Genomic DNA, 12597 nt, shown 5'->3' with positions numbered 1-12597 from the left:
CCTCTCGCTATATCCTCAATAGTAGTCGGCGGCACCGACAGTCCATTTTTGGTTGATCATCGCGTGTGCCGCGAACACCAAGCAATCGTCGAGGAGCATTCCATGAAGCATGACGTGACCATCGAGATCCCCAAGGGATCGCGCGTCAAGTACGAAGTCGACCATGAGACCGGCCGAGTCCGCCTGGACCGTGTCCTCTTCACTTCCATGCAGTACCCCACCCACTACGGCTTCTTCGAGAACACCCTCGGCGAAGACGGTGACCCGCTGGACGCACTGGTGCTCCTGCAGGATTTCGATCTGATCCCGGGCGTCATCGTCGAAGCCCGCCCGATCGGCGTCTTCAACATGACCGACGACGGCGGCGGCGACGCCAAGGTCCTCTGCGTTCCGGCCGACCCGCGGTTCGACCACATCCAGGAAGTCAGCGACGTCAACGAATTCCTGATCAAGGAAATCGAGCACTTCTTCACCCGTTACAAGGACCTGGAGCCCGGCAAGTGGGTCAAGGCCGAAGGCTGGGCCGACCGCGCTGCTGCCGAAGCCGAACTTGAGGCTTCGATCAAGCGTTACGTGCCCGCAGCGCACTAATCCCCACCGCCTCCCTAGCCTCGCTCCGCTCGGCCAGGGAACCCTGGCGATGTGGGCCCACCTACTGCCGGCGGCCGGTGCGGTTCCTCACGAACCGCACCGGCCGCCGTCGTTCTTTAACGCGCGAACTGGCGGGCTGAAGTGTCCGTTCGCGTTCAGCGTGAGATCCGTAACGTGCCGTCGGCTCCCAGCTTGCCTCGGCGTGGGCACCGGGTAGTCTGATTTCCACAATGTTCACGCTGACTATCAATCAAACAGACAGCCGGCGCGACGGCGACCGGGTCCCGCATCTCCTCAAGGATCTACGGCATATCCCGGCGCGACTGGACTTTGACCGCTCCGTTGAGGACGAGGTGCAGGGAATCGTGGATTGCCCGCACCAGGCGGTGGATGCCGCCCTGATCGCGCTCCGCTGCGGAAGCTGGTATGTGGGGATTGGCGTGGGTCCCGTGAATGAGCCGCTGCCGAACCAGATCAAGGACGCCAGCGGGCACGGCCTCATCTACGCCCGCCGGGCCGTGGACCGCCTCCGCAACAGCAAGGAGCGCATCCCGGTGGCCGTGGAGGGTCCCCTGCCGGACGTGGCGGCCGAGTCGGAGTCCGTGCTCCGTCTGCTGGGCCACATAGTCCGGGACAGGAGCGAGGCCGAGTGGCGCGTGCTTGACCTGATGACCCCCGGGGTGCGCGGCCAGCAGAAGACGGTGGCCGCCGAACTCGGCATAACCTCCCAGGCTGTCAGCAAGGCCGTGGCGAGGTCGCAGTGGAACGAGGAGCACGCAGCCCGGCCGGCGGCGGCCAGGCTGCTCGCACTGATTCTCGACGTGCGCTAGCCCCGCCCGCTAGAGGAGGCCGCGCAGCACGTGGGCGGCGCCGTCGTCGTATACCGACTTGGTGACCTCGTCCGCCGCGGCGACCACTTCCTCCGGAGCCTGCCCCATGGCCACCCCGCGGCCAGCCCAGGCGAGCATTTCGATGTCATTGCGGCCGTCGCCGATGGCAACCGTGGCGGCTGGATCAACGCCGAGGCGGCTGCGGAGGTTCTCCAGTGCACTGGCCTTGGTGACGCCGGCAGCGGCGATGTCCAGCCACGCGGTCCAGCCGACCGAATAGGTCACACCGGCGAGGCCGATGTGCTCGATGGCTTCGTTGAACTCCTCCGGCGTGTTCTCCGCACTGAAGACCACGACGCGGACCGCTGTGGCCTCGAGCATGGTCTGGAAGTCCACCCCGATGGCCTCGACGCCGAAGCTCGCATCCTGGAAGCGTTCGGTGGAGAGGAAGTTCCCGTCCTCGTCCTCCAGCGCGTATTTTGCTGCCGGCAGGCGCTTTCGGAGCGCGCGGAGCGCCGGGCCCGGATCGAAGGTGGCCTTGTGGATGATGTCGTAGCCGCTGGGCAGCCCGGGGTCCAGGCGCAGCGTCACGCCGCCGTTGCAGCAGACGGCGTAACCGCGGTCCAGGCCGATCTGTTCGATGATGGGGAGCGTGGCGTTGAGTGAACGCCCGGTTGCGATCATCACCTCGTGCCCGGCCGCCACCACAGACTGTGCGGCCTCACGGACCGGAGCGGACATGTGGCCGTCGTGGTCCACGAGGGTGCCGTCCACGTCCAGGGCGATCATGAGTTTTTGGTGTGCTTCTCGCCGGTCTTCGATGCCGGCGGCTGAGGATTCAGTCAGTGTAGTCATGCTTTCTAGTAGAGCAGACGCCCCTGACACCAGCTAGGACGCAGAGCACAGCAGCGCGCTAACAGCGGGTAAATATTCACACGTTGTCCCCGGTGTGAGTATTTACCCGCTGGACGGAACCGGACTTAGAGAACCGGGAGAACCTGGAGGCCGCCGAGGTACTTCTGCAGGGCCGCGGGCACGTTGACCGAGCCGTCAGCGTTCTGGTGGTGCTCCAGCAGGGCAACGATCCAGCGCGTGGTTGCCAGCGTGCCATTGAGCGTGGCCACGGCACGGGTGCCCTTGGGGCTGCCGTCCTCGGTGAACACGCGCTCACGGATGTTGAGGCGGCGCGCCTGGAACGTGGTGCAGTTGGACGTGGAGGTCAGCTCGCGGTAGGCGCCCTGTGTGGGGACCCACGCTTCGCAGTCGAACTTCCGGGCCGCGGACATGCCGAGGTCGCCGGCGGCGGTGTCGATCACGCGGTACGGAAGCTCGCACTTGGCCAGCATCTGCTCTTCCCAAGCCAGCAGGCGCTCATGCTCGGCCGCAGCCTCTTCCACCGTGGTGTAAATGAACATCTCCACCTTGTTGAACTGGTGGACGCGGATGATCCCGCGGGTGTCCTTGCCGTGCGAGCCGGCCTCGCGGCGGTAGCAGGAGCTTTGTCCGGCGAAACGGATCGGGCCTGCGGAGAGGTCCAGGATCTCGTCTGCGTGGTACCCGGCGAGGGGGACCTCCGAGGTGCCCACCAGGTAAAGGTCGTCTTCGGCGAGACGGTAGATCTCGGCGTCGTGCTTTACATCGAACCCGGTGCCCTGCATGGTCTCCGGGCGGACGAGCGTGGGGGTGATCATGGGGATGAAGCCGGCCTCGATGGCCTGCTCCATGGCCATCTGCAGCAACGCCATTTCCAGCCGGGCGCCCACGCCGCGGAGGAAGTAGAAGCGCGCCCCGGAGACCTTGGCGCCGCGCTCCATGTCGATCGCGCCGATGAGCTCGCCGATCTCGAGGTGGTCGCGGGGCTCGAAATCAGGGAATTCGCGCGGCGTGCCCACGGTCTTGACCACAACGTAGTCATCCTCGCCGCCTGACGGAACGCCTTCTTCAATGAGGTTGGGGATGGTGCGCAGCAGCTCTTCCTGCTTGGCCTGGGCTGCGTCGGCCTCCGCGGAGGCAGCCTTCACCGCGCCCGCGAGTTCGCGGACCTCCGCGAGCAGCGACTGTTTTTCCTCGCCCTTGGCCTGCGCCACCTTCTTGCCGAAAGCATTCTGTTCGGCGCGGAGGTTTTCGAAGCTGATCAGTGCTGCGCGGCGCGCCGCGTCTGCGTCGATGATCGCGTCCACCAGGGTTTCGTCCGCACCGCGGGCGCGCTGGCTGGCGCGGAACTTGTCCGGATTTTCGCTGAGGTCTTTTACGTCGATCACCAGACAAGGGTATCGAATCTGCGGGACACTCCGGGCGGGATAGTGTTGGAGCACCATGAGCGACCTGCTTCTTTACGTCCTGATCGCTGTAGCCCTGGCTTTCGCCGTCTCCAGCTGGTGGGGTGTGCGCAGGCTGAAAGCCCTGCACGTCCGCAGCGCCGTGCGGGAAGAGGCCCACGAACATGGCCTGGAACGCCAGCGCGTCGCCGTCATCCTCAACCCCATCAAAGCCAAGGCCGACGAAGCCCGCGCAACCATCCAGCGCGCCTGCCTGGCCGCCGGCTGGGAAGAGCCCCGGTTTTTCGAAACGACACCGGAGGACCCGGGCCACTCGCAGGTCCGGGCGGCGCTGGAGTACGGGGCCGACGTCGTCCTCGTGGGCGGCGGCGACGGTACGGTGCGCGTGGCGGCTGAGGCCCTGGCGCACACCGGAGTGGCGATGGGCCTGGTCCCCCTGGGCACCGGCAACCTGCTGGCCCGCAACGTGGACCTGGACGTCTACGATCTGTACGGCAGCATCCAGACCGCGCTCTTCGGCCACCAGCGGTTCATTGACACAGCCCGGATGGAAATCGAGAACTCGCTCACCGGCCGCTCCTCCAGCCACTCGTTCCTCGTCATCGCCGGCATCGGCATGGACGCAGAGGTGGTGGGCGACACGAACGACGGCCTCAAGCGCGCGGTCGGATGGCTCGCCTACACGGAAGCGGGGGTCCGCCACCTACCCGGGCGCAGGAAAAAAGTCGCCATCTCGCTGGATGACCAGCCGGACCAGTCCAGGAAGATCCGCAGCATCCTGTTTGCCAATTGCGGCCTGGTTCCGGGCGGCATCGACTTCATCCCGCAGGCCATGATCGACGACGGGATGCTGGACGTGGTGGTCATGAGCCCCCGCAGCGCCGTGGGCTGGCTGGCGATGTACGCCAAGATCCTGCTCAAGCACAAGCGGCACCTGCCCGTCATGAGCGTGTACCGCTCCGGCAAGGTGGTCATCAAGTGCCCCGAACCCATGCCCACCCAGCTCGACGGCGATACTTCCGGTAACGCCACAAAGGTGACTGTTCAGGTGGAGCCGAGATCCCTGCTCGTGCGGGTCAGGGAAGCGCCCTAGGCGGACTGTGCTGAGCCGGCGTGCTTGGCCGACTCCGCCGCCTCGGCAGCGGCCTTGGCGGCTGCCCGGGCTTCGGACTGTTCGCGGATCATGGCCTGCTCCTCTTCGAAGCGCAGGCGGTCCGCACGGTCGGCCTCGTCCCCGTCCCAGTCCTGGTTCTCAGCTGTGGGCTTGGGATTGACGATCATTCCCTGGCCGTCATTATCATTCTTGTCCGACATGACCCGCTCCTTTCGTTGGGGCCATCCCTTTGTTGATCATGCAAGCATACGCACAGCAACAGGGGCAGGGAAGTGCCCGGAGGGGCATTTATCTACGCTGACGGCGAAGCTTCCATCGGTGTCTCCGAGCCCAGGGAGTCCCCGGCGAGTATCCCCTTGACCCATGCATGCGCTGCCTGGAATGCCTCGTCGGACGTGTGCTCCGGCACCACGGGAGCTTGCGCATCGGCACGGCCGTACGAACCAAGGAACCGCGTGGCGGGGCTGATGCGGTGCAGGCCGGCGAGGGCGTCGGCCACCCGTGCATCGCCGACGTGGCCATCGGCGTCGATGCTGAAGAAGTAGTGCCCCAGATACTGCCCGGTGGGCCGGGACTCGATGCGGCTCAGGTTCACGCCACGGGTGGCGAACTGGTCCAGAATTTCCATCAGGGCGCCCGGCCGGTCCTCGGGAAGGGGCACCACGACCGTTGTCTTGTCCGCGCCGGTCCGGGCCGGCAGGAGGCCCGGACGGCTGACCAGGATAAACCGGGTCACGGCGCCGGGGTTGTCACCGATGTTCTCGGCCAGCACATGCAGAGCCGGCTGTTCCGCGGCGACTATCGGCGCGCAGATCGCGGCGTCGTAGTGCGCGTCATCCTCCAGCAAGCCCATGGCAGCAGCAGCAGTGGACGACCCGGGAATGTATTCTGCGCCGGGAATATGCTCGTCGACCCACAAGCGGCACTGCGCCCAGGCGTGCCCGTGCGTGGATATCCGGCGGATCTGGGAAAGCTCGACGCCGGCCCGCGCCACCAGCACGAAGCTGATGGGCACGAGGGCCTCGCGGATGATCCTCAGTTCCTGTCCCGTTGCAATGGAATCCAGGGTGGCCGTGACACCGCCCTCCACCGAGTTTTCGATCGGCACCATCGCCGCGTCGGCTGATCCGTCCCGCACCCTGTCCAGCGCGGCGTTGACGTTGGAGGAGGGGATGCGAACGGACTCGGCAGCGTCCGGAACCTGCAGGAGCGCCGCCTCCGTAAACGTGCCCTCGGGGCCGAGGAAGGTGTAGGTGCGGCGGGCGGAGGGCATGGATATTCCTTTGCGCGTATGGGAAGGGCAGGCAGGTGGTGCTGCTGCTACAGAATCACGGGTTTGAGGCCGTTGTCGGAAACCAGCGGTTTGCCGGACTCGAGCCACTGGTCCATGCCGCCGGCCACGTTCACCGCGGAGTAGCCCTGGCCCACCAGCCACTGGGCTGCCCGGAAGGAACGCCCGCCGGTCCGGCAGATGACATACAGGTCTTCGTCCGGGTCGAGGTCATCCAGGCGCCGAGGCAACTGGTCCATGGGGATGTGCAGGGCCCCTTCGGCGTGACCTGCTGCCCATTCATAGTCCTCCCGCACGTCCAGGATGGTGGCGTCTGCGGGGACGTCCTTGATGGTGACGGTATCGAAGTCGCTCATGGGAGTCCTCTCCTTGGCCTCAAGCTCTCAGTTCCAGCGTATCGCCAGCGCAGCACCCGCGCCCTTCGGCCGGCACAGGTTACGCTGGTCCGAAGCCCGCGAGCCGCCGCAAAGGAGCACAGTGTCCGCCCCACCCCGCCTGGCCGACATCCACCGCCTGCCGGCCGTGCAGCTGAGGGCAGCGCTGCGTTCCGGAGAAGTCTCGGCCCGCGAAGTCACCGCGCATTTCCTCGCGCGGATCGAGGAATCGAACCCCAGGCTGGGCGCCTTTATCACCGTCACCGGGCCGAGGGCGATGGCCGAGGCCGCCGCAGCAGACGCCCTGTTCGCCCGGCGTCGTCCGGACCAGCCGCTGCCGCCGCTGCACGGGATGCCGGTGGCGTTCAAGGACCTCACCGATGTTGCCGGCGTGGTTACCACCCACGGCAGCGCTGCGCTGGACCGCCGTCCCGCACCGGCCGACGGCGCCCTCGCGGCAGCGGTCAGGGGCGCCGGTGCCATCTCCCTCGGCAAGACGCAGGTACCCGAATTCGGGCTGACGGCCTACAGCGAAAACCGCATCGCACCGCCGTCGCGTAATCCGTACGCCCTGAGCAGGAGTTCGGGTGGTTCCTCCGGCGGCAGCGCCGCCGCCGTGGCGGCAGGGCTGGTAACGTTCGCGCCCGGGACCGACGGCGGCGGGTCGATCCGGATACCGGCGGCAGCATGCGGCTTGCTGGGCCTGAAGCCCGGCAGGGGCGTGGTCCCGGCGGGTGAAAGCAGCGGGGATCCCGCCGGACTGGTGGTGGCCGGGCCGGTGGCGCGCTCGGCGGCCGACGCCGCACTGCTGCTCGATGTCTTGGCCCCCGCCGGCCCGGGAATGCCGGACGGAGCGGGCTACCTGGATGCTGTCAGCCGGGCGCCTGCTTCGCTGCGGATTGGTGTCAGCCTGGACAGCCCGTGGGGCGGGATCTTCCCGTTCACCCCGGATCCGGAGGCACTGGACGCGCTGGACGCCGGCATCCGACTACTCACCGGGGCTGGGCACCATGTCGCCGAGGCTGAGATCCGGTACGACAACCGATACCCCGACGCGTTCACCACCGCCTGGACAGCAGGCGTGGGCGCGGCCCGGATCGCACCGCACCGCGAGGCCCTGCTGACGCCGCTGACGCGCACCTTCCGGCGGCGCGCACAGCAGCGGAGCGCCGCCAAACTCAATGAATGCCTCGCGTTCCTGCGGCAATTTGAGCGCGACACGCTTGCACAGTATTCGGCCTGGGACCTGGTCCTGACGCCGGCGCTGGCCCAGACACCGCGTCCCGTGGGCTGGTTCACCGGGTCGGACCACGGGGACGGCAGGTGGCCGTCCCCCGAATGGGCAGGCGACGCCGACGGCGACTACCGGAGGCAATGCGAGTTCGCACCATGGTCGTCCATGGTCAATGTGTGCGGCCTGCCGGCCGTCAGCATTCCCGTGCACTGGACCGGCGGCAGCCCCGGGGCGGGGCTGCCGATGGGCATCCAGCTGATTGGGCGGCCCGGATCAGAGGCACTGCTCCTGCAGGTGGCAGCCCAGCTGGGGTTTTAGGTTGGAGTACAGGCCGGTCAGATGGTGCTGGACGTGCTGGCGACGCTTGCCAGGATGGTGAGTCCCACGATCGCGAGGATGGTCAGGGCCAGGCCAAGGTACCCCATCACCAGGCCGGCGATGGCGAAGCCGCGGCCTGACGGTTCACGGCGCAGCGCCAGGTGGCCCAGGATCACGGCGGCCAGCTGCGGCAGGATGAAGAATCCGAAGCCCAGGTAGACGGCAATGCCGCAGCAGAGGCTGGCAATGCTCAGGCCCTTCGGCTGGGGTGCTGCGCCGTAGTAGGACGGCTGGCCGTACGGGCTGGCATACGCCTGATTGTATTGCTGGCCGTACTGGTAGCCGTACTGCTGGGCGTAGGGGCTGGCCGGCTGGCTGTACTGCTGGCTGGCGTCGCCGTACTGCCCGCCATACTGCTGGCCAGGCGGGGTGTACGGCGGCGGGTTGTATTGCGGCGGATCATACAGTGGCGGGGCTGGGATGTCCGGGCCCTGTTTGCCGTACGACGACTGGTGGTGGGTGTCCGGTGCCGGCTCGTCGCCGGATCCGGGACGCTGCTCTGTCATGGAAATCCCCTCACATGGTCCTCAACAGAACATTACCGCCGCCACCACGGCAATGGCTCGGGCACGGCAAGGCACGGGCGGCCGGCTCACTTGGGCAGCAGCTCCCACAACAGCCACAGGGGCGGCGCCAGCAACGCCGCGGAAACGAGGCCCGCGACGAGCGACCTTCCCAGGACGCGCAGCACCGTGCCCGGACGTTGGTCCCGGCCGTACAGGTAGTTCGGTGGAAGGGGACGGCTGTGGACGGTGTAGTTGTGGACCGGGCGCCGGAGCGCAGCCCGGTACGATTCCGGCCGGTGTGTATCCGCGCGACGTGTATCGGGGCGGTACAGATTCCCGACGGTGCCGGCCTCCGGCACCTGCGGACGGGTGAGGAGCTGCCCAAGCTGTGCGTAGAGCAACAGCACCGAAGGGGCATCCAGCACGTCCGGCAGGTCGGTCACGGCGGCCGCGATGCAATCTATCCCCCGCACCTCGATGCCCGATCCGGTGGTGCCGTGCAATTCGGGCTGGGCCGTCAGGCAGATCAGCGAGCGGACCAGCCTCCGCCGCGGCGCCGGCAGGACTGCAGCCACCGCGGCGGCCTGCGCCAGCGCCGTCTCCACCGCAGGGAACCGGTCATGACCGTTCTGCCGAAGGATGCCATCAGCGACGTCGACGTGGCCGGACCAGTTCTTGGCACTGACCACCACCACACCGCCGGGTCCCACCAGGACATGCTCCAGCCGGGCCAGAGGGCGGCCGGGCCAATGGACGTCGTGAAGGAGGAACCAGCCGTAAGGCCCCAGCTGGGCAAGCCTTTCGGCCACAAGATGACTGCTTTGCTCCGCACTGACGGAGCCAGCAGCAATCCGTTCAGAGGCTAGCCTCGTCCGTTCGAATGCTGCATCTCCGGGCCCCATTGTTCACCTCTGCATTACTCGCTCGTCTTCCAAATATCGGACCAATTCAACCGAACCAAATCACCCGGCCATAAATGACCCGGCCCGAAAAGCCGGTCAAATTATCGGCTGAAACCGGGCCGAATTTTCCGCCGCGGGGGGGCACGGTTGAAACTCAGCCACAGGCTTCCCGGACGTTTCCGCTGGTCCGGACGCCCGGCGTCGTACTTCACACCGGGCAGGTCCTTGCCGTTTGAACGTAACAGCCCCTTAGTGGCGGGTATATAAGTACTTTTCCGGCACTACTCAGTTTTTTATCCCGGATAAATGCAAGTAGCACGGAAAATTGATGACATTCTGCGTCACAGGGGCCGGATTCCGGACACTCCGTGTCGCCCTTCGCCGTCGTCTGGCATGCTGGTGCCATGGCTAGCCGAGCGGGCACAGTTGCCCAACCCCAAGACCTTGTCGACCTGACCGCACTGCTCGACGCGTATTACGACGTCAAACCTGACTTGGGGGATCCCGGCCAGCGCGTGGCCTTCGGAACCTCCGGGCACCGCGGATCAAGCCTGAAAGCGTCCTTCAATGAAGCGCATATCGTGGCGATCACGCAGGCGATCGTGGAATACCGCGCCGGACAGGGCATCACCGGCCCGCTGTTCCTGGCCAAGGACACCCACGGGCTGAGCGAACCGGCGCAGAACTCCGCCCTTGAGGTGCTGGCAGCAAACGGCGTGAACGTGCTCATCGACGCGCGGCACGGCTACACCCCCACCCCGGCACTGAGCCACGCAATCCTCACGTACAACCGCAACGCCCCGGCCGGAGCCCCGCAGGCTGACGGCATTGTAGTTACCCCCAGCCACAACCCGCCGGCTGACGGCGGCTTCAAGTACAACCCTCCGCACGGCGGCCCGGCCGACACCGACGCGACGGGCTGGATCGCCAACCGGGCCAACGAACTGCTGGAAAACGGGCTCCGCGGCGTGAAGCGGATTCCGCTGGCCCAGGCCCTCGAGGCCGAAACCACCGGAAAGTTCGACTTCCTGAGCAGCTACGTGGACGATCTGCCCTCTGTCCTGAACCTGGACGCCATCCGGGACGCCGGTGTCCGGATCGGCGCCGACCCCATGGGCGGCGCGTCCGTGGACTACTGGGGTGAGATTGGCGAACGCCACCAGCTGAACCTCACGGTGGTCAACCCCACGGTGGACCCGCAGTGGGCCTTCATGACCCTGGACTGGGACGAGAAGATCCGGATGGACTGCTCTTCCCCGTCAGCCATGGCCTCGCTCATCAACCGGATGGCTGTTGGTGCGGACGGGTCCGCCGCCTACGACGTCGCCACCGGGAACGACGCCGACGCCGACCGGCACGGCATCGTTACCCCCGACGGCGGCCTGATGAACCCCAATCATTACCTTGCGGTGGCCATCGACTATCTGTACCGCAACCGCAGCGGCTGGAACCCGAACTCCGTCGTGGGCAAGACCCTCGTGTCCTCCTCGATCATCGACCGCGTGGCGGGCGGCCTGGGCCGCAAGCTTGTGGAGGTGCCGGTGGGCTTCAAGTGGTTTGTTCCCGGCCTGCTCTCCGGCGAAGGTGCTTTCGGCGGCGAGGAATCGGCAGGCGCCTCCTTCAACAAGCGCGACGGCAGCGTCTGGACCACGGACAAGGACGGCATCCTGCTGGCACTGCTGGCCTCGGAGATCACTGCAGTCACCGGCAAATCGCCGTCCCAGCTCTACAAGGGCCTCACCGACCAGTTCGGCGCTCCTGTCTATGCACGGATCGACGCCGCCGCCACCCGGGACCAAAAGGCGGCGCTGGGCAAGCTGTCCCCGGAGGACGTCACTGCCACTGAGCTGGCCGGCGAGACGATCACCGCGAAGCTGACCAAGGCGCCGGGCAACGGCGCCTCCATCGGCGGCCTCAAGGTGGTTACCGAGAACGCGTGGTTCGCGGCCCGCCCCTCCGGCACCGAGGACGTCTACAAGATCTACGCGGAGTCCTTCAAGGGCGCCGACCACCTCAAGCAGGTCCAGGCCGAAGCGAAGGCGCTGGTGGACGGGGTCATTTCGTAGGGATCCAGCCGGCCCCCGCCAGGAACCAGAAAGCGCCGGACGGCTATGGCCGTCCGGCGCTTTCCTGCTGCTGCCGCAGGCGCATGTTGGGGCAGCACGGACCGGCCCAAGAAGTCCAAACAGGGCTAATATTGGAATTGGCCCGGAGCATGCCTTGCAGTTCTGAACTGCAGAAATACTGTCCCGAATGCCTCCGGAATGTCCCCCATATTGCCGGAGGCATTCCGTGTCCGGGGCCAGTCAGTGGCGCAGCACGCGAAACGCTCAGACCGTGCGGACGACGTCCTCGTAAGCGAACTTGGGCTTTGCGTCACCCCAGGCCTCGGGGCCGGGCTGGCCAATGTTCACCACCAGGAAGCTCTTCTGGTCGCCAGCCGGGAAGAATTCAGCGTCGATGGCAGCGAAGTCCGCACCGGTCATCGGGCCGGCCGCGAAGCCGAGCGAGCGGACGGCCAGGATGAAGTAGCCGGCCTGCAGGTGGGCGTTGTTGTTGCCCGTCGAGGTGGCCAGGTCCGGGGCGGCGTCGTACATGGCTTTGGGGGCGTTGTAGCCGGGGAGGAAGTTGTCCCACTGTTCCTGCCAGGCGGTGTCGTAGCTGAGGATCGCCACGAGGGGTGCGGAGGCCGTCTTGGCCCGGTTGCCCGCGGACAGGGTGGCCACGAGCTTGCCGCGGGCCTCCTCCGAGCGCACATAGGTGACGCGCAGGGGCTGGGAGTTGAAGGCCGTGGGGCCGAACTTGGTCAGTTCGTAGATGGCGCGGGCCTGCTGCTCGCTGACTTCACCCGTGAACGCGTTGGCGGTGCGGGCTTCGGCAAAAATGGCATCCACGGCGGCGGAATCGATTACTGCTTCTTCGTGGGCGATTGTCATTCGCGCCCCTTTCACTAGGCCGACATCCCTGCGGGCGGCGTCGGGCGATCCTTGTTACTTGCGGTGGTTCAGTTACTTACGGTGGTTCAGTTTGCTTTCTCCGGGTTCAACCGGATTCGGCGGCACGCTCTTCCCGGAACGACCAAACAGGCGGCGTGACGT

The 12597-nt window shown here is 66.6% G+C and carries 13 protein-coding genes; 5 read left to right on the top strand and 8 right to left on the bottom strand.

Annotation, left to right across the window (positions count from 1 at the left end):
* Positions 1-102 precede the first annotated feature (102 nt).
* Both QF036_RS02910 and QF036_RS02905 read left to right on the top strand, forming a co-directional pair.
* Positions 103-591, top strand: a complete 489-nt coding sequence (locus QF036_RS02910) for an inorganic diphosphatase (protein ID WP_307099078.1) — start codon at positions 103-105, stop codon at positions 589-591.
* Between the two features lie 230 nt (positions 592-821).
* Positions 822-1421, top strand: a complete 600-nt coding sequence (locus QF036_RS02905) for a hypothetical protein (RefSeq protein WP_307099076.1) — start codon at positions 822-824, stop codon at positions 1419-1421.
* A 9-nt stretch (positions 1422-1430) separates the two neighbouring features.
* Here QF036_RS02905 and QF036_RS02900 read toward each other — a convergent pair whose 3' ends face one another.
* A complete protein-coding gene (locus QF036_RS02900; RefSeq protein WP_307099074.1) occupies positions 1431-2276 on the bottom strand; it encodes an HAD family hydrolase in 846 nt (281 codons plus the stop codon).
* A gap of 125 nt (positions 2277-2401) precedes the next feature.
* A complete protein-coding gene (gene serS / locus QF036_RS02895; protein ID WP_307099072.1) occupies positions 2402-3682 on the bottom strand; it encodes a serine--tRNA ligase in 1281 nt (426 codons plus the stop codon).
* Between the two features lie 55 nt (positions 3683-3737).
* Here serS and QF036_RS02890 point away from each other — a divergent pair, with 55 nt between their 5' ends.
* Positions 3738-4793 carry a diacylglycerol/lipid kinase family protein gene (locus QF036_RS02890; RefSeq protein WP_307099069.1) on the top strand — a complete coding sequence of 352 codons (1056 nt, stop codon included), beginning with the start codon at positions 3738-3740 and terminating at the stop codon, positions 4791-4793.
* Here QF036_RS02890 and QF036_RS02885 read toward each other — a convergent pair.
* The 3 genes from QF036_RS02885 to QF036_RS02875 all read right to left on the bottom strand — a co-directional run bounded on the left by QF036_RS02885 (position 4790) and on the right by QF036_RS02875 (position 6461).
* Positions 4790-5014, bottom strand: a complete 225-nt coding sequence (locus QF036_RS02885; RefSeq protein WP_307099066.1) for a hypothetical protein — start codon at positions 5012-5014, stop codon at positions 4790-4792. The two genes, QF036_RS02890 and QF036_RS02885, sit on opposite strands and share 4 nt — an antisense overlap.
* Positions 5015-5106: 92 nt before the next feature.
* Positions 5107-6087, bottom strand: a complete 981-nt coding sequence (gene pheA / locus QF036_RS02880; RefSeq protein WP_307099064.1) for a prephenate dehydratase — start codon at positions 6085-6087, stop codon at positions 5107-5109.
* Between the two features lie 47 nt (positions 6088-6134).
* Positions 6135-6461: a rhodanese-like domain-containing protein gene (locus QF036_RS02875; RefSeq protein WP_307099062.1), complete on the bottom strand. Its 327-nt coding sequence runs from the start codon at positions 6459-6461 to the stop codon at positions 6135-6137.
* A gap of 139 nt (positions 6462-6600) precedes the next feature.
* On the opposite strand from QF036_RS02875, the gene QF036_RS02870 reads away from it, so the two are divergent.
* Complete coding sequence (locus QF036_RS02870) at positions 6601-8031, top strand: amidase (RefSeq protein ID WP_307105739.1); 1431 nt, start codon at positions 6601-6603, stop codon at positions 8029-8031.
* A 17-nt stretch (positions 8032-8048) separates the two neighbouring features.
* On the opposite strand, the gene QF036_RS02865 is transcribed toward QF036_RS02870, so the two are convergent.
* Positions 8049-8597, bottom strand: a complete 549-nt coding sequence (locus QF036_RS02865) for a DUF4190 domain-containing protein (RefSeq protein WP_307099060.1) — start codon at positions 8595-8597, stop codon at positions 8049-8051.
* An 86-nt stretch (positions 8598-8683) separates the two neighbouring features.
* Complete coding sequence (locus QF036_RS02860; RefSeq protein ID WP_307099058.1) at positions 8684-9406, bottom strand: NERD domain-containing protein; 723 nt, start codon at positions 9404-9406, stop codon at positions 8684-8686.
* A 497-nt stretch (positions 9407-9903) separates the two neighbouring features.
* On the opposite strand from QF036_RS02860, the gene pgm reads away from it, so the two are divergent.
* Positions 9904-11565 carry a phosphoglucomutase (alpha-D-glucose-1,6-bisphosphate-dependent) gene (gene pgm, locus QF036_RS02855; protein WP_307099057.1) on the top strand — a complete coding sequence of 554 codons (1662 nt, stop codon included), beginning with the start codon at positions 9904-9906 and terminating at the stop codon, positions 11563-11565.
* Between the two features lie 264 nt (positions 11566-11829).
* Here pgm and QF036_RS02850 read toward each other — a convergent pair whose 3' ends face one another.
* Positions 11830-12435, bottom strand: a complete 606-nt coding sequence (locus tag QF036_RS02850) for a malonic semialdehyde reductase (RefSeq protein ID WP_307099055.1) — start codon at positions 12433-12435, stop codon at positions 11830-11832.
* Between the last annotated feature and the right edge of the window lie 162 nt (positions 12436-12597).

This window comes from Arthrobacter globiformis (genome assembly GCF_030817195.1).
GTDB classification, from domain to species: Bacteria; Actinomycetota; Actinomycetes; order Actinomycetales; family Micrococcaceae; genus Arthrobacter; species Arthrobacter globiformis_D.
The sequence above is the reverse complement of the archived record's forward strand: the minus strand, read 5'-3'. Positions and strand labels throughout refer to the sequence as shown.